Raw genomic sequence first — 22,748 nt, 5'->3', positions numbered from 1 at the left:
ATCGCTCGCCGGATGACGGTGGAGCGTGTTGTGAAGATTCGGTGCGCCACTCGGCCGCGTGGTGACTGGCCGTGACTCTAAGCGCGTGTGGCGATAAGGGGCAGAGGTGCAGGCCAGGATGTGACGCTCTTGTTATGCCGAAGGTCACCAGACGGTGTCTGTGTAGCAAAATTGAGGGTTCAAAGCCGACATATCGGCACTTTTTGATCGGTCCAGATACTGAGAATCTGCAGTTCCGCTAAGAAGTCGTGGCTCGAACGGATGCTGGTGAGCGGGAGGTGGGCCGGGATGCCGGGAAAATGCGTGTGGTCTACATCTCATCGCCGATGAAGATCGCGGACGGGATTGCGTCGATGTTACGGAGTGTTACATCCGTCGCCTCCCTACCTGCGCCTCAGGGGCGGGAGCGCCAGTTCTCGGAACTGCCCGTGGCGCCGCGCTCGGCGGCGCACCGGCGCTTCGCCTGCCGCTTGACGAGTTCCTTCGCGGCCTCGAGGCCGTGGCGGCGGCGCTCGGCGCGCGCCGCCGCCACGATCTGGTCGTGGAGCACCAACTGCTGGTTGGACAGCCCTTTTTGCTCCCAGTCCAGGCCCGCCCACCTGCCGTCGGTGAGCGCTTCCTGGGCCCAGTAGGAGATGAGCGCCGCGCACACCTCTGCGGGGCTGGAGGGCTCCGGCGTCGGGCCGTGGTCGCCCGCGTCGGTGCGGGAGCCGCCGCAGCCGGCCAGCGCGGCGGCGGTGAGGAGGAGGCAGCCGCAGACCCGGCCGAAGCGGGCGGCCGGGCTACGGGGACGGGGATGGGAACGGGGCTGAGCGTGGGCGCCGGTCGGCGCACGGGGCGGGGCCCTCATGGACGCACGGTAGAGCCGCGGGCGGCACACGGCAACAGTGCTGCCGTGTGCCGCCGGGTCGGATCAGGGAAGCTTCACGTACGGCGCGAGGAAGGCGCGGGCGCCGGGGGTGTCCAGACGGTACGTCACATTCGTGGCGTAGCAAGGGGTGTCGCCGGTGATCGTGGTGGCGGCCAGTAGGCGCTTGCCGTTCACCGTCGCGAAGTTGGGGCCGCCCGAATCGCCGTAGCAGGCACCGCCGTTGCCCTGGGGCGCGGTCATGGCCAGCCGGATCCAGGCGTCGTTGAGGGCGTCGAACGTCACGGGCGCTTGCATGCGGACGCCGCCCCCGGGGTGGGTCTGGCCGCCGGGTTCGCGCTGGGCCTCCTGCGTGCCGTACCCGGCGACGGTGAAGTCCGCGTCGTTCAGGCCGCGCGGGCCGAGTCGGTCGAAGAGTCCCGCGGTCGGCAGTGTCGCCGGGGTGAAGGACCAGCGGGCCTTCATCGTGTCGGCCGGCAGCTCGATGACGGAGATGTCGTGGGTGTCGGCGGCGGGGCCGGGGTAGTCGGGGTGGGTGTGGGCGGTGCCGGGCACCGCGACGGCGGCGGCGATGGCCGCCGGGTCGCCCGGGTGCTGGACGGCCGCCTTGTCCAGCCCGGCCTGCACGTCCTGGTCGAGTGAGACGTAGAACCGCACGTTCTCGGGCCAGTCGGTGGTGCAGTGCGCGGCGGTCAGGAAGGTGTCGGCGTCGACCATGGTCCCGGAGCAGACCCAGTCGACCCGGTCGGGCGTCGCGGGGTTGTCGTCGTCGTCCCAGGTGGCGACCAGGGCGCCGACCTCGGTGCGCTCCGGGGCGGGGGTCGCGTTGTACGAGTTGATGGCGGCGGCCGGAAGCTGCGCGGTGAGCGCGAGGGCGGCCGCTGCGGCGGCGGTGACGGCGCCGCGCTGCCAGGTGGATCTCAGGCGTATGGCCCGCAAGGCGAACTCCTTCGTGTCAGGCGTCCGTTGGGGGTCCCCAGGTCGAACGCGCTGGGGAGGTGTCGCCCCGCATTGAAGCGTGCCGGCGCGTGCCATGAAAGCCCTGTTGAGGAAGTGGCCGTTGTGCTATGCCGTGCCGGGTGCCGGGTGCCGGGTGCCGGGTGCCGGGTGCCGGGTGCCGGGTGCCGGGTGCCGGGTGCCGGGTCTGGGGCGCTGCTGCCCCAGACCGCGGCCGCAAGGTCACTGTCCGGCGTCGGCGCGGGCCCGTTCGATGTCGGACAGCGTCCCCTCGACGTCAGCCTCCCGCAGCACGCAGGTCAGTCGGGCGCTGCACACCCGGCGGTCCTGCTCGTCGCTGATCACGATCTCGTACGTCGCGCTGGAGCGTCCGCGGTGCACCGGGGTGGCGACGCCGGTGACCAGCCCGGAACGGACGCCCCGGTGGTGGGTGCAGTTGAGGTCCACGCCCACGGCGATCTTGCGGCTGCCCGCGTGGAGCATCGCGCCGATGGAGCCGAGGGTCTCGGCGAGGACCGCGGAGGCGCCGCCGTGCAGCAGTCCGTAGGGCTGGGTGTTGCCCTCCACGGGCATGGTGCCCACCACGCGCTCCGCTGAGGCCTCGGTGATCGTCACGCCCATGCGGGAGCCGAGCCGCCCGGCGGAAAACAGCGCGGGCAGGTCGACGCCGAGCGCCGCGTACTCGTCGATGACCTCTTGTGGGAACTTCACGCGGGTCTGCTCGCCCATGGGTCCGGCTCCGTTCGTCTGAACTGTCGTGCGCACCGTCTTATCAGGTCACTGACCGAACGCTTAGACGGGGGTGGTGAGTTCCAGGCGGACGATCACGGACTTGCTCGCGGGGGTGTTGCTGGTGTCGGCGGTGGCGTCGAGGGGGATCAGGACGTTGGTCTCGGGGTAGTAGGCCGCGGCGCAACCACGCGCGGTGGGGTAGTGGACGACCCGGAAGCCGGGCGCCCGGCGTTCGACGCCGTCCGTCCACTCGCTGACCAGGTCGGCGTAGGCGCCGTCGGCCAGCCCCAGCTCCCGGGCGTCGTCCGGGTGCACCAGCACGACCCGGCGGCCGCCCTTGATCCCGCGGTAGCGGTCGTCGAGGCCGTAGATCGTGGTGTTGTACTGGTCGTGGGAGCGGAGGGTCTGCAGCAGCAGCCGGCCCTCGGGCACCCGCGGGTACTCCACCTCCGCCGCCGTGAAGTTGGCCTTGCCGGTGGCCGTGGGGAAGCGCCGCTCGTCGCGGGGCGCGTGCGGCAGCGCGAACCCTCCGGGCCGGGCGACCTTGGCGTTGAAGTCCTCGAAGCCCGGTACGACCCGCGCGATCCGGTCCCGGATGCGGGCGTAGTCCCGCTCGAACTCCTCCCACGGGGTGCGGCTGCCCGGGCCCAGGACCCGCCGCGCCAGCCGGCACACGATGGAGGGCTCCGACAGGAGCTGCGGACCGGCCGCTTCCAGCCGCCCGCGCGAGGCGTGGACCATGCCCATCGAGTCCTCGACGGTGACGAACTGCTCGCCGCTGTCCTGCAGGTCCCGCTCGGTGCGGCCCAGGGTGGGCAGGATCAGCGCCCGCGCCCCGGTCACCACGTGCGAGCGGTTCAGCTTGGTGGAGACATGCACCGTCAGGCGCGCCCGGCGCATCGCGGCCTCGGTGACCTCGGTGTCGGGCGACGCGGCGACGAAGTTGCCGCCCATGGCGAAGAAGACCTTCGCCTGCCCGTCGCGCAGCGCGCGGATGGCGCGGACGACGTCGAGGCCGTGCTCGCGCGGCGGCGCGAAGCCGAACTCCTTCTCCAGGGCGTCCAGGAAGGCAGGGGCCGGACGCTCGAAGATGCCCATGGTGCGGTCGCCCTGCACATTGCTGTGGCCGCGCACCGGGCAGACCCCCGCGCCGGGGCGGCCGACGTTGCCGCGCAGCAGGAGGAAGTTCACCACTTCGCGGATGGTGGGCACGGCGTGCTTGTGCTGGGTCAGGCCCATCGCCCAGCAGACGATGGTGCGCTCGGAGGCCAGGACCATCCGCAGCGCCTGGTCGATCTCGGCGCGCTCCAGGCCGGTGGCGCGCAGCGTCTCGTCCCAGTCGGCGGCTCGGGCGGCGGCCGCGAACTCCTCAAAGCCGTGCGTGTGTTCGCGGACGAACTCCTCGTCCACGGCGCCCTCGGTTTCCAGGACCAGCCGGTTCAGGGCCCGGAACAGGGCCTGGTCGCCGCCGATCCGGACCTGGAGGAAGAGGTCGCTGATCGGGGTGCCGCGGCCCAGGAGGCCGCGCGGGGTCTGCGGATTGTTGAATCGCTCCAATCCGGCTTCGGGCAGCGGATTGACGGTGATGATCCGCGCGCCGTTGTCCTTCGCCTTCTCCAGGGCGGTGAGCATGCGCGGATGGTTGGTGCCCGGGTTCTGCCCGGCGACGATGATCAGATCGGCGTTGTGGAGATCCTCCAGGGACACGCTGCCCTTGCCGACCCCGAGGGTCTCGGTGAGCGCGGAGCCCGAGGACTCGTGGCACATGTTGGAGCAGTCGGGCAGGTTGTTCGTGCCGAACTCGCGGGCGAACAGCTGGTAGAGGAACGCCGCCTCGTTGCTCGTACGCCCGGAGGTGTAGAAGAGCGCCTCGTCCGGGGAGTCCAGGGCCTGAAGCTCCTCGGCGATGATGTCGAAGGCGCGCTCCCACGGCACCGGCTCGTACCGCTGCGCGCCCTCCGCCAGGTACATCGGCTGGGTGAGACGGCCCTGCTGCCCGAGCCAGTAGCCGCTGCGCCCGGCGAGGTCGGCGACCGGGTGCGCGGCGAAGAAGTCGGGGGTGACCCGGCGCAGCGTCGCCTCCTCGGCGACGGCTTTGGCGCCGTTCTCGCAGAACTCGGCCTTGGCCCGCTTCTCCGGCTCCGGCCAGGCGCAGCCCGGGCAGTCGAAGCCGTCCTTCTGGTTCACCTTGAGGAGGGTGAGCGCGGTGCGGCGCACACCCATCTGCCGCTGCGAGACGCGCAGCGCGTGGCCGATTGCGGGCAGCCCGACTGCGGCGTGCTCCGGAGCGGTCACCTCGGGTGCGTCCTGCACCGGGTCTCCGGCGGGCGGCTTGGCTGCCATGGCGCTCTCCCTTGAGCGGTCGTCGGCATCGGCGGGCAGGGCCGGGGCCCTGGTCCCGATCCTTTCACGGCGCACCGGCCCCCGCGCTGCCGGCGCCGCTCGTGGGCGGGATTGTCAGTGGGGCGTGGCAGGATCGGACGCGTGGCAGAGAAAGCATCGAAGCAGACCGATCGGACCGCGCCGGAAGCCGGGCAGGCAGGCTCGGGGGACCGCCCCCGCCTGATGCTGCTGGACGGGCACTCGCTTGCGTACCGGGCGTTCTTCGCGCTGCCCGCGGAGAACTTCAACACCACCAGCGGCCAGACGACGAACGCGATCTACGGCTTCGCGTCGATGCTGGCGAACACGCTCCGTGACGAGCAGCCCACGCATCTCGCGGTCGCCTTCGACGTCTCCCGCAAGACCTGGCGCTCTGAGGAGTTCGCGGAGTACAAGGCGAACCGCTCCAAGACCCCGGACGACTTCAAGGGGCAGGTGGAGCTGATCGGCGAGCTGCTCGACTCGATGAACGTGCGCCGGTTCGCGGTGGACGGCTTCGAGGCCGACGACGTCATCGCCACCCTTGCCACCCAGGCCGAGGCCGCGGGCTTCGATGTGCTGATCGTCACCGGTGACCGGGATTCGTTCCAGCTGGTCAGCGACCGGGTCACGGTGCTCTACCCGACCAAGGGCGTCTCGGAGCTGACCCGGTTCACGCCGGAGAAGGTCCAGGAGAAGTACGGTCTCAGCCCCCGGCAGTACCCGGACTTCGCGGCGCTGCGCGGCGACCCCTCGGACAACCTCCCCGGGATCCCGGGCGTCGGCGAGAAGACGGCCGCGAAGTGGATCAACCAGTTCGGCTCGTTCGCGGAGCTGGTGGAGCGGGTCGACGAGGTCAAGGGCAAGGTGGGTGAGAAGCTCCGCGAGCACTTGGACGCGGTCAAGCTCAACCGGCAGCTCACCGAGTTGGTGCGGGATGTGGAGCTGCCGGTGGGCCCCGACGCGCTGGCCCGCGCTCCGTACGACCGGCAGGCGCTCTCGGTGATCCTCGACGCGCTGGAGTTCCGCCACCAGAACTTCCGGGACCGGCTCATGGCCGCGGACCCGGGTGAGGTCGTGGAGGAGGCGCCGCCCGCCGCCGGGGTCGCGGTGGACGGGGTGGCCCTGGGCGCGGGCGAGCTGGCGCCGTGGCTGGCGGAGCACGCCGCCGGCCCGCTGGGCCTGGCCACCGTTGCCGCCTGGGCGCTGGGCAGCGGCAGCGTGAGCGAGATCGCGCTGGCGACCGCCTCCGGGCCCGCCGCCTGGTTCGACCCGGCAGAGCTGGACGAGGCCGACGAGCGCGCGTTCGCCGACTGGATCGCCGACCCGGGCAAGCCCAAGGTGATGCACGACGCCAAGAGCACGATGCGGGTCTTCGCCGAGCACGGCTGGTCTGTGGCGGGCGTGCGGATGGACACCGCGCTCGCCGCGTACCTGGTCAAGCCGGGGCGCCGCTCCTTCGCGCTGGACGCGCTGTCGGTGGAGTATCTGGGCCGCGAGCTGGCCCCGGCCGCCGCGGACGGCCAACTGGCCTTCGGTATGGACGAGCAGGCCGAGCAGGACGCCCTGATGGTCCAGGCCCGCACGATCCTGGACCTCGGCGAGGCCTTCGGCGAGCGGCTGCGGGACGTGGGCGCCGCCGAGCTGCTGCGCGACGTGGAGCTGCCGACCTCCGCTCTGCTGGCCCGCATGGAGAGGGCGGGCATCGCCGCCGACCGGGCCTGGCTGGACCGTATGGAGCAGCAGTTCGCCGCCGCCGTGCAGCAGGCCGTGCGGGAGGCGCACGCCGCGGTGGGCCACGAATTCAACCTCGGTTCGCCCAAGCAGCTCCAGGAGGTGCTCTTCGGCGAGCTCGGTCTGCCCAAGACCAAGAAGACCAAGACCGGATACACCACGGACGCGGACGCGCTCGCCTGGCTCGCCGGGCAGACCGACCACGAACTGCCCGTGATCATGCTGCGCCACCGTGAGCAGGCCCGGCTGCGCTCCACCGTCGAGGGCCTGATCAAGACGATCGCCCCCGGCGGCCGGATCCACACCACGTTCAACCAGACCGTGGCCGCCACCGGACGGCTGTCCTCCACCGACCCCAACCTGCAGAACATCCCGGTGCGCACGGACGAAGGCCGCGCCATCCGGCGCGGGTTCGTCGTCGGCGAGGGCTACGAGTCGCTGCTGACCGCCGACTACAGCCAGATCGAACTGCGGGTCATGGCCCACCTGTCCGAGGACGAGGGCCTGATCGAGGCGTTCACCTCCGGCGAGGACCTGCACACCACGGTCGCCTCGCAGGTGTTCGCCGTGGCCAAGTCCGACGTCGACCCGGAGATGCGGCGCAAGATCAAGGCGATGTCGTACGGACTGGCCTACGGGCTGTCGGCGTTCGGCCTCTCCCAGCAGCTGAACATCGCGGCCGACGAGGCGCGCAAGCTGATGGACACCTTCTTCGAGCGGTTCGGCGGGGTGCGCGACTATCTGCAGCGGGTCGTGGAGGAGGCCCGCGCCACCGGGTACACCGAGACGATGCTCGGCCGCCGCCGCTATCTCCCGGACCTCAACAGCGACAACCGCCAGCGCCGCGAGATGGCCGAACGCATGGCGCTCAACGCGCCGATCCAGGGCACCGCCGCCGACATCGTCAAGATCGCGATGCTCAGGGTGGACGAGGCGCTCCGGCAGGAGAAGCTCGCCTCCCGGCTGCTGCTCCAGGTGCACGACGAGATCGTGCTGGAGGTCGCCCCCGGTGAAAGGGAACGCGTCGAGGAGCTGGTGCGTCAGGAGATGAGGGGGGCGGTCTCCTTGCGCGCGCCGCTGGACGTGTCCGTCGGGTTCGGCGCGGACTGGGAGTCCGCGGCCCACTGAGTGCCCCGGCGACCGGTAGCTGTGCGCCGGGAGTTGTCGTAATGTCACGAGGTGCTGTCGCGTGGGGGAATGCGCGGCGCCCGACGGGAGGGGAACAACTGATGGCAGCACGGTTCGGCCGGCGGTTGCGCAAGGGAGCGGCGACGACGGCGGTGGCGGCGATCGCGATGGCCGCCCTCACCGCCTCTCAGGCCCCGGGGTTCGCCGACACGCTCCACCATGACCGGGACCGGCAGGCCGAGGGCGCGGCGGTGGACCCGCCGGCCGGCACGCCGATCGACGGCGGCTCGTCGTACCACACGGATCTGCCGCCCCTGCCGACGCCCGACAAGCCGGCCGCCGGCGACGGCTCCGGTGGGGACGACGATCCCGCCATCGGTGCCGGGCCCGCCCAGCGCGGCATACCCGCGACCGTCCTCGACGCGTACAAGAGGGCGGAAGCCGAGCTGCGCAGGAGCAAGCCAGGCTGCAACCTGCCCTGGCAGTTGCTGGCCGCGATCGGCAAGGTCGAGTCCGGGCAGGCCCGCGGCGGCGCCGTCGACGCACAGGGCACGACCCGCACGCCGATCCTCGGGCCTCAGCTCAACGGCAACGGCTTCGCCCGGATCACCGACACCGACGGCGGGGCGTACGACGGCGACACCACCCACGACCGCGCTGTGGGGCCGATGCAGTTCATCCCGTCGACGTGGGAGAACTGGGGCAAGGACGCCAACGGTGACGGCGAGCGGGACCCCAACAACATCTACGACGCGGCGCTCGCCGCGGGCGGTTATCTGTGCGCGGGTGGCCGCGATCTGTCGGACACCGCTCACCTGCACCGCGCGATCCTCGGCTACAACCACTCGCAGGAGTACCTGCGGACGGTGCTCTCCTGGTTCGAGTTCTACAAGAACGGCACGCACGAGGTGCCGGACGGCACCGGGGTGCTGCCCTCGGGCACCAGCCCGTCCGGCTCCTCGGGCAAGAACAAGGGCAACGGCGGCAAGGGCGACGGCGGGAACAAGGACAAGAACAAGGGCAAGGACGAGAGCGGCAAGGGCGACGACGGCAAGGGCACGCCGCCGAGCCCGAAGCCCCGCCCGGGCGGTGGCGACGGCCCTACGCCTCCCGGTGGCGACGGCAAGCCCACTCCGGGCCCGACCGACCCCAGCACCCCGGCCCCCGCGCCCGTCACCGGACTCGTCTCCGTGGACGTGGGCGAGCTGACCGCGACGGCGGGCACGGAGTTCGCCCGCTCGCCGCAGGTGCGGGCCGAGGACGCCGCGGGCAAGCCGGTCAAGGGCGTCCGCGTCCAGTACGAGATCCGCGGCGAGACCGACGCCGTCTTCCCCCGTAACGCGCGCCGCGTCAACGCCGTAACCGGTGCCGACGGGATCGCCACCGCGCCGAAGCTGCGGGCGGGCCAGCGGACCGGCTCCTTCACCGTGCGCGCCACGGTCGTCGGCCGTGACATCGCCGCCGCCGACGTCACCGCGACCGTCACGGCACCGCCGCGGCCGCAGGCCGACGCCCTGAGCCCGGTCGACGTGACGGACCACCAGGCCACCGCGGGCGGGGAGTTCGCCGACCCGGTCGCCGTCCTCGCCACCTACCGGGGCAAGGCCGCTGCCGACGTCCCGGTGACCGCCACCATGATCACCTCTGATTCGGCCGACCCGCTCCCGAACGACCGCGGCCCCTTCTTCAAGGACGCCAAGGGGCAGCCGGTCCGCACGCTGACCGAGCTGAAGACCGACGCCGAGGGGAGGCTCACCCTCCCGAAGATCTTCGCCGACGACCAGACGGGCGTCTTCCAGCTGCGCCTGAGCACCCCCGAGGGAACGTCCCTCATCGTCACTCTGGTCGTCACGGCGCCGATCGGCTGAGCCCGCGACCGCGGCTGTACCCGGCTCCGGACCCTGGCCGAAGCCGTGCACCACTCAGCGCCGCATAGCACCGCCCTCGCGCCCCGCCGGGTGCGAGGGCGGTGCTACGTGTTCTCATCTCCGCTTCCCGTTGCTACGGTTCCCCAGCCAACTGACGCCCCATCAGATCCGGGAGGGGACATGCGCGCCCTCGCCGCCGCGGCCGCCGGACTCGTCGCCGCCCTCGGCCTCGTCCTCACCGTCACGGCCGTCGGCGCGCCCAGCGGCGAGACGTCCAAAGAGCCGCTGCTCACCACCGTTCCCGAGCACCCGTAAGCCGAACGGGGCCTCGCCATGCGCCGCAGAGCCAGCCTGGTGCTCCTCGCCTTCGCCGTCTTCCTCGCCGCCCTGGCACCGCTGATCCGCTGGTACGCCTACCCCCGGCTCGCCAAGGTCCCGGCCGACGAGTACCAGACCGCGGTCCTCGAAGCGAAGCCCGCCACCCTGCTCGACTACGGCACCCTCCGGGCTCGTGAAGTCCCCAAGATCACCATCGTCCAGACCCTCCGCGGCAACGTGGCGGCCTCCGAGAAGATCGAACGGAGCACCGACCGCGACGTCGTGGTGTGGGACGCCCTCTCCTACGTCGCGGGCCCCGACGGCAAGCTGGTCTCCGAGATCCCCGAGCGCTACATCTTCGACGCCCACACCCAGGACCCCGTGCACGCCGACGGCGAGCACGTGGACGGTGACCCGGTCCGCCGCCAGGGCATCGCGTTCAAATGGCCGTTCCTGACCCAGCCGCGCGACTACACCTACTTCGACGCACAGACCCGCACCTCCGCGCCGATCCACTACAAGGGCACCCGGACCTTCCGCGGCCTCAAGGTGTACTACTTCGAGCAGACCATCCCCTGGACCAAGGTCCCGCTGCCCAGGAAGCTCCCCGTCGGCGGCGTCACCCGCGAAGCGGTCGCGCAGGCGGGCACCACGCGCTGGTACACCACCAAGCGCATGTTCTGGGTCGAACCCACCACCGGCGCCCCGGTCAACGGCGAGGAGATCCACAAGGAGGAGCTCCGCGGCGGCACCCTGCTCGGGGACCGCGACAGGGTCACCGCCTTCGCCGGGCACGTCAAGATGCGCGAGGACTACGTCCGGCACACCGTCGACCTCGTCAGGTCCCAGCGGCAGCTGGTCCTGCTGCTGACCACCTACCTGCCCTGGGGGTGCCTGGGCCTGGGAGCCGTGCTGTTCGCCCTCGCGCTCCTCCTCGAAGCCCGCAGCCGACGGCCCGGAGCTCCGGCCGCCGCGGACGCCGCGCCGCCGAACGCCGCCGCCACGTCGCTCAGCCCCTCCTGAGCCGCGCCGTGGTGTGCCGGGTCGGCGCGGCCGCCACCGGGTCCTCCGGCCACGGGTGCTTGGGATAGCGGCCGCGCAGCTCCGCCCGTACGGACCGGTATCCGTCCTTCCAGAAGGACGCCAGGTCGGCGGTGACCGCGGCCGGGCGCCCGGCGGGGGAGAGCAGATGGACCAGCACAGGCACCCCCGCCACCGTCGGCGTCTCGGCGAGCCCGAACATCTCCTGCAGCTTGACGGCCAGAACCGGCTGCTCACCGCCGTAGTCGACGCGCACCCGCGATCCGCTGGGCACCTCGATGCGTTCCGGCGCGAGGCCGTCCAGCCGCGCCGCCTCACCGCTCGCCCACGGCAGCAGCCGGGTCAGCGCCCGGCCCGCGTCGAGCCGCGCCAGGTCCGCCCGTCGGCGGGCGGCGGAGAGCTCGGGCTCAAGCCACGCCTCCGTACGCTCCAGCAGCGCGGCATCGGACACGTCCGGCCACGGCTCGCCCACGGTCCGGTGCAGGAACGCCAGCCGCTCCCGCAGCCGTATGCCCTCCTCCGTCCAGCGCAGAAGCCCCAGCCCCTCACGGCCCAGCCCCGTCATGAGCGCCTCCCGGACGAGAGCGGGATCCGGCGCGGACGGTCGCCGCACCCGCAGCTCGATCGCACCGAGCCGTTCGACGTCTCGGGCGACGACATCGCCGTCGGCCCAGCCGACCTCCGCGCCGGACGAGGCGAGCGCCGCGGCCGCCCTGCGGGCCGTGTCCTCGTCGGTCACGGCGGCGAGCCGCACCCGGGCCGACGCTGCGGTCACCGGCCGGTCCGCGACGGCCACCGCGAGCCATGGTGCGCTGCGCAGCCGCGACTCCTCGGCGAGCTCCGCGCCCGTCCCGGACGCCATGAGATACGCCGCTCCGCCCCGGGCCCGCGCCACCCGCTCGGGGAAGGCGAGCGCGGCGACGAGGCCCGCCGCGGCGTCGTACGTGTCCGCACCCGCGCCTTGGGGCATCCTCCGCGCCGTCTGACCCGGGCCGGAACCGGTGCTTCCGGCGTGTTGGGAGGTGCGCTCGTCCGCCTCTCGCCTGGTGCCGGAGGACCCCGCTCCCCCAGCTGCTGAAACCCGGTGCGTGGCGGGGCCGTGGCCGGGTGGGCGGGAGCCGTCCCGCGACGGAGGCGCCGACGCACCCACCGCGTGCTCCAGGCGGCGTACCTCCTGCCGCCAGCGGGCGGCGTATCCGTCCCCGCCCCGGCGCGCCGCACGCCACGCCGCCGCCAGGTCGTCCCCGTACTCGCGCGGCGGCTCCTCACTGAGCAGCGCCACGACTTCCGCGGCCCGGCGCGTCCCGATCTCGCGGGCGCCGTCCAGCAGGGCGCGCGCGAGCCGGGGGTGGAGGCCCATACGGGCCATTCGGGCGCCCCGCTCCGTGGCCCGGCCGCCCGCGTCCACGGCGCCGATCGCCGTCAGCACCTCTCGCGCGGCGGCCATCGCACCACTGGGCGGTGGGTCGAGGAGCGCCAGCCCGGACGCGTCCGGGTCCCCCAGCAGGACGCCTGCAACGCGAAGGCGGCCAGGTCCGCGATCGCGATCTCAGGGGCGGGCCAGCGCGGCAGCCGGGCGTCGTCAGCCTCCGTCCAGCAGCGGTAGACCGTGCCCGGGGCCTCGCGCCCCGCACGTCCCGCACGCTGCTCGGCCGACGCACGCGAGGCCCGTACGGTCGTCAGCGCGCTCAGGCCCCGGGCGTGGTCCACTCGCGGCTCACGGGCCAGCCCGCTGTCCACGACGACCCGTACGCCCGGCACGGTCAGGCTCGACTCGGCGACCGAGGTGGCCAGCACGACGCGGCGGCCTCCGTCGTTCCCGCCCGCCAGCACCGCGTCCTGTACTTCGGCGGGAGCCCGCCCGTGCACCTGGAGCACCTCGGCGCCGCAGCCGCCCAGGTGGCCCGCCACCCGGGCGATCTCGCCGACACCCGGCAGGAAGCAGAGCACGTCCCCTTCGCGCTCGGCCAGTGCCCGCCGGACCACGGCGGCCACATGGGTCAGCAGGGCCGGATCGACCCGCATCCCGTGCGGCGGCCGCACCGGCCGGCCGGGCGGTGCCCACACCGCCTCCACCGGGTGCGAGACACCCTCCGCCTCGACCACCGGAGCGACCCCGCCGTCGCCCGCCCCGTCGCCGAGCAGCCGTGCCCAGCCCGCCGCGTCCGTCGTGGCGGACGCCGCCACCAACCGCAGCTCAGGGCGCAGGGTGGCCCGTATATCCAGCAGGAAGGCCGCGGCGGTGTCGGCATCCAGGTGCCGTTCATGGCACTCGTCCAGGACCACCGCGTCGACTCCGGCCAGCTCCGGATCGCGTTGCAGCCGCTGCAACAGGACTCCAGTGGTCACCACCTCCACGACCGTGCCGGGCCCGGCACGCCGCTCACCACGGACCGTGAAGCCGACCCGGCCACCGCCTCCGGCGCCGTCGACGGACTCGCCCAGCAGCCACGCCATGCGCCGGGCCGCCGCCCGCGCCGCGATCCGCCGCGGCTCCGCGACCAGCACCCGCCGTACGGGCCGGCCTGCCCCGGGCGGCGTCCCGTCAGGGGCGACCAGTCCGGCCAGGGCCAGCGGTACGAGCGTCGTCTTGCCGGTCCCAGGCGGCGCGCACAGCACGGCGGCGCCGTGGCCGTCCAGGGCCCGCAGCAGGGCGGGCACGGCGGCACGTACGGGAAGCTGGGCGAGCGCGTCGGTCCGGATCGTCACGGCACCATCCTCGCAGCGGACCGTGTCTCCCCGACTTGCCCTGTGGATAACCGGGACCGCGGGGAGCCCTGGGAATGAAGCTGCGGGCGCTCGAGGAAAGGACCTAGTCCCGCTCGCACACGAAGATGGCCGTGCCCGGGATCAGATGCCCCGCAGCGGGGACCAGCCGCCCCACTCCTGCTGGTTCCAGTGCGGCCACTCGGGCTCCACCAGGCCGGTCAGCCGGAAGCCGGCGGCCACGACGTCCCGGACCCGGTCGCCGAGGGTCCGGTGGTGCTCCACGTAGACCGCCCGCCCCGACTCGTCCTGCTCCACATAAGGCGTCCGGTCGAAGTACGAGGCGGCGACGCTCAGCCCCTCAGGGCCGGGCTCGTCCGGGAAGGCCCACCTGATCGGGTGCGTTACGGAGAAGACCCAGCGCCCGCCGGGCCGCAGCACCCGGTGCACCTCGCGCATCACCCGGACCGGATCGGCGACGAACGGCACCGCGCCGTACGCCGAGCACGCCAGGTCGAACGAGGCGTCCGCGAACGGCAGCGCCCCCGCGTCGGCCTCCACCAGCGGGAAGCCGGCCCCGATACGCAGCGCGTGCTGCAACTGCCGGTGCGAGAGATCGAGCGCCACCGGCCGTGCGCCCTGCGCGGCCAGCCAGCGCGAGCACTGCGCCGCGCCCGCGCCGATCTCCAGGATGTCCCGCCCCTTGAGCTCGGTCACCGGGCCGAGCAACTGGGCCTCGGCCTCGTCCAGGCCCTCCGGGCCCCAGACGAACCGGTCGTCGCCCAGAAATCCGCCGTGCTCGCTCTGGTACTCGTCGGCGTTGCGGTCCCACCAGCCGCGGCTGGCCCGGCTGCTCTCCGCGTCGCCGGCGACACGCCGCGTGGCCGTGGATTCATCCGGTTCCGGAAGTCCGTCTTCTTGGATCATCTGGCGTGCCGTCGTACTCTCTGAATCGACCTGTGGCCGCGGGGCACGGTGTGAACCGCGTCGCAGCACGGACATGCAATGCCGGGTAAGGGGCGAAAGTCCCTTCTGCGCATCTTCGCGCATTGACCGCGCCCGGCTGCCCCCGTATGCTACAAGTTGCGTTGCGGGCCTGTGCGCCTCAGACGGAGCAGGCCGCACTCGCATCTGTTGAATGACCCCTCGGTTGTCGAGGCGTATCCGACCTTTCGGAAGGCGCCTCCAAGGCTGTCCGGCTTCGGCGGTGCGATAAGGGTCCACGGCGTAGCAGTACCTACGACTTCATGTCCGTACCGGAGCCCTTTCCCACATGACGAGCAGCACCGAGGCAACCCGCACCACCCCGCAGGTGGCGGTAAACGACATCGGTTCCGAGGAAGCCTTCCTCGCCGCGATCGACGAGACGATCAAGTACTTCAACGACGGCGACATCGTCGACGGCGTCATCGTGAAGGTCGACCGGGACGAGGTCCTGCTCGACATCGGTTACAAGACCGAAGGCGTCATCCCTTCCCGCGAGCTTTCGATCAAGCACGACGTCGACCCGAACGAGGTCGTGGCCGTCGGCGACGAGATCGAGGCCCTGGTTCTCCAGAAGGAGGACAAGGAAGGCCGCCTGATCCTCTCGAAGAAGCGCGCCCAGTACGAGCGTGCCTGGGGCACGATCGAGAAGATCAAGGACGAGGACGGCATCGTCACCGGTACCGTCATCGAGGTCGTCAAGGGTGGTCTCATCCTCGACATCGGCCTCCGTGGCTTCCTCCCGGCCTCCCTGGTCGAGATGCGCCGTGTCCGCGACCTGCAGCCCTACGTGGGCAAGGAGCTCGAAGCCAAGATCATCGAGCTCGACAAGAACCGCAACAACGTGGTCCTGTCCCGCCGCGCCTGGCTGGAGCAGACCCAGAGCGAGGTCCGCCAGACCTTCCTCACCACCCTGCAGAAGGGCCAGGTGCGCTCCGGCGTCGTCTCCTCCATCGTCAACTTCGGTGCCTTCGTGGACCTGGGTGGCGTCGACGGTCTGGTCCACGTCTCCGAGCTGTCCTGGAAGCACATCGACCACCCGTCCGAGGTTGTCGAGGTCGGCCAGGAGGTCACCGTCGAGGTCCTCGACGTCGACATGGACCGCGAGCGTGTCTCCCTGTCGCTGAAGGCGACCCAGGAGGACCCGTGGCAGCAGTTCGCCCGGACCCACCAGATCGGTCAGGTCGTCCCGGGTAAGGTCACCAAGCTGGTGCCGTTCGGTGCGTTCGTCCGCGTGGACGAGGGCATCGAGGGTCTGGTCCACATCTCCGAGCTGGCCGAGCGCCACGTGGAGATCCCGGAGCAGGTCGTCCAGGTCAACGACGAGATCTTCGTCAAGGTCATCGACATCGACCTGGAGCGCCGCCGCATCAGCCTCTCGCTGAAGCAGGCCAACGAGTCCTTCGGCGCCGACCCGGCCTCGGTCGAGTTCGACCCGACGCTGTACGGCATGGCCGCGTCGTACGACGACCAGGGCAACTACATCTACCCCGAGGGCTTCGACCCGGAGGCCAACGACTGGCTGCCGGGCTACGAGAAGCAGCGCGAGGAGTGGGAGCGCCAGTACGCCGAGGCGCAGCAGCGCTTCGAGCAGCACCAGGCGCAGGTCATCAAGTCCCGCGAGGCCGACGAGCAGGCCGCTGCCGAGGCCGGTCAGGCTGCCCCGCAGGGTGCCGGCGCCGGTGCCGGTGGTTCGTACTCCTCGGAGTCGGCGGACCAGTCCGGTGCCCTCGCTTCGGACGAGGCCCTGGCCGCGCTCCGCGAGAAGCTGGCGGGCGGCCAGAGCTGAACCGCTCCAGCCGCTAGGCGATAGCCACTGACAAGGCCCGCCCCCTTTGGGGGCGGGCCTTGTGCCGTTCCGTGGTCTGCGGGAGGCGCGGGCTTCACCCCTTCGGGTAGTGGTCTGTCGTCGAACTCCCTGCTCAGCCTGGCTCGTTGGCGGAGGCTCGGCTCAGCGGGCACGGTGAAGAAAGTGCGGCGGACGGGCGGGGCCGGGAATGCGCGCCCCGTACTCCGGTGTTCTTGTCAGCGGAACACAAGGAGGAGCGTCAGGTGTTGGATCCGCAGGATTTGTACGCATGGGACCCGAGCGGGCTCGCGATGGTCGACGCCATAGCCTCCCGGGACTCCGCCGGGTTGGTGATGCTGTACCACTTCGACGGATACATCGACGCGGGCGAGACCGGGGAGCAGATCGTCGAGCGGCTGCTCGACGGCCTGCCGCACCAGGTCGTGGCGCGCTTCGACCACGACCGGCTCGTCGACTACCGGGCGCGCCGCCCCCTGCTCACGTTCGAGCGCGACCGCTGGACCGGGTATGAGATCCCGGCCATCGAGCTGCACCTCGTGCGTGACGCCACCGGAGCCCCCTTCCTGCTGCTCACGGGCCTGGAGCCGGACGTCGAGTGGGAGCGTTTCGCGGCGGCCGTGCGGCAGCTTGTCGAGCGGCTCGGAGTGCGTCTTTCGGTGAACTTCCACGGCATCCCCATGGGGGTGCCGCACACCCGCCCCGTCGGCCTCACCCCGCACGGGAACCGTACCGACCTCATGCCCGGCCACAGCGACTTCTTCACCGAGGCCCAGGTGCCCGGAAGCGCCGAGTCCCTGATCGAGTACCGGCTGGCGGAAGCCGGACACGACGTCCTCGGTGTCGCCGCCCATGTGCCGCACTATGTCGCTCGGTCGCCCTACCCGGACGCGGCACTCACCGCGCTGGAGGCGATCACCGCGGCCACCGGTCTGGTGCTGCCGGGGGTGGCGCACGCGCTGCGTACCGAGGCGCACAAGACACAGGAGGAGATCGAGCGTCAGATAGCGGAAGGCGACGAGGAACTGGTGGCGCTGGTGCGCGGGCTTGAGCACCAGTACGACGCGGTGGCCGGCGGTGAGACTCGGGGCAATCTCGTGGCCGAGCGGGTCGAACTGCCGTCGGCGGACGAGCTGGGCGCGGAGTTCGAACGCTTCCTCGCCGAGCGGGAGGGCGAGCCCGGCAGCTGAGGCCTGCGCGAGCCGGGCCAGGTGGCCCGGTCCGGCTCGGCCGGCCCAGCCCAGCCCAGCCCAGGCCAGACCGGGGGCCTGGGGCCTGCCGGACCGAGACCGCGACCCTGGCTGTACCGTCCGGTAGCGTGGCGGCTGACCGGCCCGGCACCGGAGTCGGCGGCCCCGCGCGAGCGGGGTGAGCGAGCGAGTGGAGGAGTGCCATGCTCTCCGTCGGCCTGACGGGTGGAATCGGCGCGGGCAAGAGTGAGGTGTCCCGGCTGCTGTCCTTGTACGGCGCAGTGCTCATCGACTCCGACCGGATCGCCCGCGAGGTCGTCGAGCCGGGGACCCCCGGACTGGCAGCCGTGGCCGAGGCGTTCGGCCCGGAGGTGCTGACGGCCGAGGGCGCGCTGGACCGTCCCAGGCTCGGCGCCATCGTCTTCAACGACCCCGGGCGCCGGCAGGTGCTCAACGGCATCATCCATCCTCTGGTCCGCGACCGCTCCGCCGAACTGGCCGCGGCGGCCGGACCGGACGCGATCGTCGTCAACGACGTCCCCTGCTCACGGAGAACAGCCTGGCTCCGCTCTACGACCTGGTCATCGTGGTCGACGCCGCTCCTGAGACCCAGCTCGACCGGCTGGTACGGCTGCGCGGCATGGCCGAGGACGAAGCGCGCGCCCGGATGGCCGCCCAGGCGACGCGGGAGCAGCGGCTGGCCATCGCCGATGTCGTCATCGACAACGATGGGCCGCTGGAGGCGCTGGAGCCCCAGGTCAGAAAGGTCTGGGCCGACCTGCTGGAGCGGGTGGGGCGCACGGCCGAGTAGGCGCGCCCCCGCGGGCCCGTGCGCTCCTTGCGGTGTACCGCCCCGGGAATGCGCGGACCGCCCGCTCGGTTGTGCCTCTCGTACCGAGTGCTGCCGGCAGGACGGTCAGTCCGACCAGCAGCCAGGCGACCACGGGAAGGAAGCGGCTGTGCCCGAGCCCACGCCCGAGACCCACGTCATCGACTACCGCGCGGCGGAGCAGTTGCTGGCGGCCCGCGACCCGCGCGGCGCCGTGAAGCTGCTCGACTCGGTCATCACCGCCCACCCGGAGAACACCGCGGCGCGGCTGCTGCGGGCGCGCGCCTTCTTCAGCGCGGCTCAACTGCGTCCCGCCGAGTTGGAGTTCCAGCTCGTCCTGGAGCGTGAGCCGGACAACGCGTTCGCCCACTTCGCGCTGGCCCGCACACTGGAGCGCGCCAACCGTCCCGCCGAGGCCAGGCGCCACTTCCGGCTGGCCGCTGCCCTCGACCCCCGCCCGGACTTCGTGGCGGCCGCGGGGTTCGGCGACGGCGGCTGAGTCCGGTCCGCGACGGGTGTCGGCCGCTTACGCGACGAGCGTCAGGATGTCCCGTCCGGTTGCCCGGGCCTGATCGCTGGGGGGGGGTAGGCATTGTCGCGGGTCGCAGCAGATCGGCCGAGCCCGCGACCTCGGCCAGCGCGTTCGCGAGGGCGACCAGGACCTCCCGTACTTCAGCGATCCGGGCCCGCAGCTCCTCCGCGTGCTGCCAGCTCCGCTCGTACGCAACGGGGTCGTCGTCCGGCAGCCGCGCCGACTCGTAGGCGGCCAGCCGCGGGTGCCAGGTCGCCAACAGCGGGCGCAGGGCCTGGTTCAGAACGGTCACGGCCAGGGCGCCGAAGGTGATCTCGCCGGGACCGCGCCGCGGGGCGACCTCGGGGCCGTACCGCCGCAGGATCTCGCGGGTCGTGCCGAAGAGACTGTAGAAGGAGGTCAGGGCCTCGCGCAGAAAGCCCTCGTCAGGGCCGAGTTCGACGGTGGAGACGCGGGTGGCCAGCTCCGCGTACAGCTCCCAGGCGGCCTTCCGTTCGGCCTCGACGGGCTCCCAGGTGCCGGTGATGTCCCCGATCAGCGGTATCGCCAGACGGACCGTGATCTGCTTCGGCCTCGCCCGATCCGCACGACCCCTGCTGTTGCGCATCCGTCGCATGATCTCCCTCCCCGCGCCCACAGTAGGGTAGGCCCGGCCCTGGAGGGAATCCGGGCGACGGCGAGGCGGCGAGGAGCGGCGAGTGGAGGGACGGGAGCCCCGCGTGTGGGACGTGTTCCTCAGCTACAGCCGCGGTGACGCCGAACGGGTCCGTCCACTGCGCGCGCGGCTGGTCGCGGCGGGCCTGCGGGTCTTCGTCGACGAGGCGACCGTCGCTGGTTTCACGGGCATCAGCGAGGCGATCCGCGACGGCCTCGCCCGTTCCAAGGCGCTGCTGGCGGTCTACTCCGCCGCCTACCCGGAACGGCGCGCCTGCCAGTGGGAACTGACCGCCGCCCATCTTGCCGGGCTGCGCGAGGGCGACCCGCGCCGCCGCGTGATGGTCGTCAACCCCGAGCCGTCCGCGCACCACATCCACCCCGTCGAGCTGCGCGACGCCAAGCACTGGCCGCTGCCGACCTCCGACGCGGCGCTCGACGCGCTCGTGGCGGACGTACGGGCGCATGTCGCGGCGATCGGCACACCGATGGGGCAGCTGCCCATGGCCACGACGGTGCCGCGCTGGCTGCCGGGCCCGCCTCCTCCGCCCGCCGTGGCCTTCACCGGGCGCCTGCCGCAGCTGTGGCAGGTGCACAGCGCGCTGCACTCGCACGCGGCGCCGCTGACCACCGGACAGACGAGCGCCGGACCGGTGCAGATCCGGGGCATGGCGGGGATCGGCAAGACGCTGCTGGCGCGGGAGTACGCGACGCGGTTCGCGGCGGCGTACCCAGGCGGGATCCACTGGCTGGCGCTGCGGGAGGCGGACGCGGACGTCGAGCGCACTCCGTACGGCAGGGGCCTTGCGTACGACGCGGGCAGGGGCTCCGCGTATGACGCGGGGGACCCTGCGTATGGCGCGGACGGAGGCCTCGCGTACGACGCGGACGAGACGTATGGCGCCGCGGCGGAGTACGGCACCGGCTCGACACCCGTCGCCGGCCACCGCCGCCCCGGCCCGACCCCGTGCGAGCCTGAGAGCGCCGCCGGGCGCCCGGCGGCCGGGGCGCACGGGCCAGGGCACCCCGGGCAGGACAACCACCCCGGGCAGGCCGGCGGCTACCGGCAGGACGGGCGGACGGGTGCCGCAGGCAGCCGCTTCCCGGCCTACGAGCGGGCTCTGCGCGCCGTCGTGCGCGCGCTCGGCCTCCCCGACGACGGCCCCGCCGAGACTCTCACCGCCCACCTGCACACCCACTTCGCACGCTCGGGGCTGCCGTTCCTCTGGGTCGTCGACGGCCTTCCCGACCACGACGGCCTCACCGCCCGGCGGTTCGCGGCCCTGACGGCCCCGCACCCGCTCGGTCGTACCCTGGTCACCACCCGCAGCCGCCGCTACGACTCCCTGGCGGCACCCGTCGAGCTCGGTCCGCTGACGGATGAGGAGTCCTACGCGCTGCTCACCCGCGCGGAACCGCCGCGCGGGGAACACGAGTGCGCCGCCGCGCGCCGGTTGTGTACGGCCGTCGACGGCCACCCGCTCGCACTTGACCTGCTCGGTTCGGCCACCGCCGACGGCTACCACGTCCTCCACGACCGGTTCCACGCCCCGGGCAGCCCGCTCCTGGACTCGCTGGCACGCGGCAGCGTCCTGCCGACGGGGCACCCGGTCGAGGTGACCTCCGAGCTGGTGCGGGACGCGGTGCCCGCCGGCCCCTGCGCACTGGACGTGCTGCGCCTCGCCGCCGCGATCTCGCCGCTGCCCCTGGTCCGGGACGAGGCGACGCGTGCGCTCGCGCTCGCCGACGGGATGCCGCCGGTCGCCGCCGCACGGCGTGTGGACGCGGGGGTCGCCGCCCTGCGCGCCAGGAACCTGCTCGTACCGGCCGCGCGTTCCTGGTGCGTGCACCCGGTGATCGCGCACGCCTGGCTGCGGCACGATCCCGAGCCGGCCCGCGCCGAACGGCTGCGGCACGCCGTCATCAGGGCGCTCCGCAGCCCCTACGGACCGCCGCACGGAAGTAGTCTGGGCGGCATCGGAGCCCGCCCCCGCCCCGGCACGAGGGAGCCGCAGATGCCCGCGCCGCAACCCGAGAGTGTGCCCAGCGAGCTGGAGCGCATGGCCGCCTTCGACATCCAGGTGGAGCTCGCCACCCGGATCGGGGTCCAGGAACTGGCGCCGCAGGGAGGCAGCCTCCGTGAGGCGCTGGCGTCGCTGCACGCGATGTTCGAGTTCACCCGGAGCACGCTGCGGCAGTACAGCATCAGCCTGGCACCGCCGGCCGCGCCGGACGCCGCGGCCAGCGGAGCTGGCGGGGCCGCCGCGGGCGGCGACCGTACCGTGCACGCCATCGCCTACGACCTGCTCAACCGGATCCTGCGGCCCTTCCTCACCGAGTGGCATCCGCGGCTGGCGGCGCACGAGGCGGCGCGCCCCGTGGACGGCAACCCGATCCAGCACGAGCAGGCATGGGCTCAGGCGGCGGCGCTGCGCACCGCCCTGGCCGAGCTGCGGACCCCGCTGCTCCGGATCACGGGCGAGCTGTCCGCGATCTCCGGGGCCGACTTCGGGCTGGCGCCCGCGGGCTAAGGCCGTGGCCTGCGCTCCCGCGCCCGCTGGTCGCCTCCGCGGTCGTCGACCGGCTCGTACGGCGGCACATCACGGCCCGGCTGGTAGTGCGGGCCCTGCCGGATGTGCCGTATGACGACGATCAGGTCCGTGGCGGTGACCGCGACCAGCACCCCGCACGCGACAGCCCAACCGGTCCTGCCCGCGGCGGCGAACAGCACCGTTCCCGCCAGGGCCCACAGGCACCCCCACACGGCCAGTCCGCAGCGCAACCGCAGGGCGCTGCGGGCGTGCACCGGCTCATCGCCCGTACGCACCATGCGCAACATCGCGACTCATCTCCCGGCATCGAGGCTTCTCTGCGAACGCTGCCCGGACGCTGCCCAAGGCCCTCTTCTACCGAAGCTACTCTTCTCGCGTCGTCCGGGTCGTCGCGATGCGATCATGGGCCGGGACCGACGCCGCCCGCGGTGACACCCGGCGGCCGCCCGAGGGCCGAATGAGCCGATGAACGAGCCGACGACGAAGC

Annotated in this window: 13 protein-coding genes and 3 pseudogenes; 9 read left to right on the top strand and 7 right to left on the bottom strand. The window is 72.5% G+C overall.

The features are described from left to right. Nucleotides 1-394 precede the first annotated feature (394 nt). The 4 genes from Q3Y56_RS07415 to Q3Y56_RS07400 all read right to left on the bottom strand — a co-directional run bounded on the left by Q3Y56_RS07415 (nt 395) and on the right by Q3Y56_RS07400 (nt 4,900). Nucleotides 395-850, bottom strand: a complete 456-nt coding sequence (locus Q3Y56_RS07415) for a hypothetical protein (RefSeq protein WP_304461156.1) — start codon at nt 848-850, stop codon at nt 395-397. A 63-nt stretch (nt 851-913) separates the two neighbouring features. Further along, nucleotides 914-1,807 carry a trypsin-like serine protease gene (locus tag Q3Y56_RS07410; RefSeq protein ID WP_304461155.1) on the bottom strand — a complete coding sequence of 298 codons (894 nt, stop codon included), beginning with the start codon at nt 1,805-1,807 and terminating at the stop codon, nt 914-916. 240 nt (nt 1,808-2,047) lie between these two features. Then, the gene (locus Q3Y56_RS07405) at nt 2,048-2,554 is read right to left on the bottom strand and encodes a hotdog fold thioesterase (RefSeq protein ID WP_304461154.1); all 507 of its coding nucleotides are present in this window, start codon (nt 2,552-2,554) and stop codon (nt 2,048-2,050) included. 63 nt (nt 2,555-2,617) lie between these two features. Further along, nucleotides 2,618-4,900: an FdhF/YdeP family oxidoreductase gene (locus Q3Y56_RS07400; protein ID WP_304461153.1), complete on the bottom strand. Its 2,283-nt coding sequence runs from the start codon at nt 4,898-4,900 to the stop codon at nt 2,618-2,620. A 141-nt stretch (nt 4,901-5,041) separates the two neighbouring features. On the opposite strand from Q3Y56_RS07400, the gene polA reads away from it, so the two are divergent. The 4 genes from polA (at nt 5,042) to Q3Y56_RS07380 (ending at nt 10,989) form a co-directional block, all read left to right on the top strand. Then, nucleotides 5,042-7,780 (top strand): DNA polymerase I, encoded by a 2,739-nt coding sequence (polA, locus tag Q3Y56_RS07395; RefSeq protein ID WP_304461152.1) that lies wholly within the window; start codon nt 5,042-5,044, stop codon nt 7,778-7,780. A gap of 101 nt (nt 7,781-7,881) precedes the next feature. Beyond that, entirely contained in the window at nt 7,882-9,648 is a 1,767-nt protein-coding gene (locus tag Q3Y56_RS07390; RefSeq protein WP_304461151.1) for a lytic transglycosylase domain-containing protein, read from the top strand. A 180-nt stretch (nt 9,649-9,828) separates the two neighbouring features. Next, the gene (locus Q3Y56_RS07385) at nt 9,829-9,963 is read left to right on the top strand and encodes an SPW_0924 family protein (protein WP_304461150.1); all 135 of its coding nucleotides are present in this window, start codon (nt 9,829-9,831) and stop codon (nt 9,961-9,963) included. Between the two features lie 18 nt (nt 9,964-9,981). Further along, on the top strand, nt 9,982-10,989 hold the full coding sequence (locus Q3Y56_RS07380) for a DUF3068 domain-containing protein (RefSeq protein ID WP_304461149.1): 1,008 nt from the start codon (nt 9,982-9,984) through the stop codon (nt 10,987-10,989). On the opposite strand, the pseudogene Q3Y56_RS07375 reads toward Q3Y56_RS07380, so the two are convergent. Then, nucleotides 10,976-13,716: pseudogene (locus Q3Y56_RS07375) on the bottom strand (ATP-dependent RNA helicase). The gene Q3Y56_RS07380 and the pseudogene Q3Y56_RS07375 overlap by 14 nt on opposite strands. Before the next feature lie 103 nt (nt 13,717-13,819). Then, nucleotides 13,820-14,640, bottom strand: a pseudogene (locus tag Q3Y56_RS07370) (class I SAM-dependent methyltransferase). 346 nt (nt 14,641-14,986) lie between these two features. Between Q3Y56_RS07370 and rpsA the strand changes: the two are divergent. From rpsA to Q3Y56_RS07345, 5 genes and pseudogenes are all read left to right on the top strand, one after another. Continuing rightward, a complete protein-coding gene (gene rpsA, locus Q3Y56_RS07365; protein WP_304461148.1) occupies nt 14,987-16,486 on the top strand; it encodes a 30S ribosomal protein S1 in 1,500 nt (499 codons plus the stop codon). Between the two features lie 263 nt (nt 16,487-16,749). Then, a complete protein-coding gene (locus tag Q3Y56_RS07360) occupies nt 16,750-17,694 on the top strand; it encodes a PAC2 family protein (protein WP_304461147.1) in 945 nt (314 codons plus the stop codon). Nucleotides 17,695-17,897: 203 nt separating this feature from the next. Then, nucleotides 17,898-18,505, top strand: a pseudogene (coaE, locus tag Q3Y56_RS07355) (dephospho-CoA kinase). A 148-nt stretch (nt 18,506-18,653) separates the two neighbouring features. Continuing rightward, nucleotides 18,654-19,022 (top strand): tetratricopeptide repeat protein, encoded by a 369-nt coding sequence (locus Q3Y56_RS07350; RefSeq protein ID WP_304461146.1) that lies wholly within the window; start codon nt 18,654-18,656, stop codon nt 19,020-19,022. A gap of 731 nt (nt 19,023-19,753) precedes the next feature. Next, nucleotides 19,754-22,240: a toll/interleukin-1 receptor domain-containing protein gene (locus Q3Y56_RS07345; protein ID WP_304461145.1), complete on the top strand. Its 2,487-nt coding sequence runs from the start codon at nt 19,754-19,756 to the stop codon at nt 22,238-22,240. Here Q3Y56_RS07345 and Q3Y56_RS07340 read toward each other — a convergent pair. After that, nucleotides 22,237-22,539 carry a DUF6343 family protein gene (locus Q3Y56_RS07340; protein ID WP_304465504.1) on the bottom strand — a complete coding sequence of 101 codons (303 nt, stop codon included), beginning with the start codon at nt 22,537-22,539 and terminating at the stop codon, nt 22,237-22,239. The genes Q3Y56_RS07345 and Q3Y56_RS07340 overlap by 4 nt on opposite strands. Nucleotides 22,540-22,748 lie beyond the last annotated feature (209 nt).

Origin of the sequence: Streptomyces sp. XD-27, from assembly GCF_030553055.1 — a bacterium.
Lineage (GTDB): Bacteria > Actinomycetota > Actinomycetes > Streptomycetales > Streptomycetaceae > Streptomyces.
This window is presented reverse-complemented; position numbering and strand designations above follow the sequence as displayed.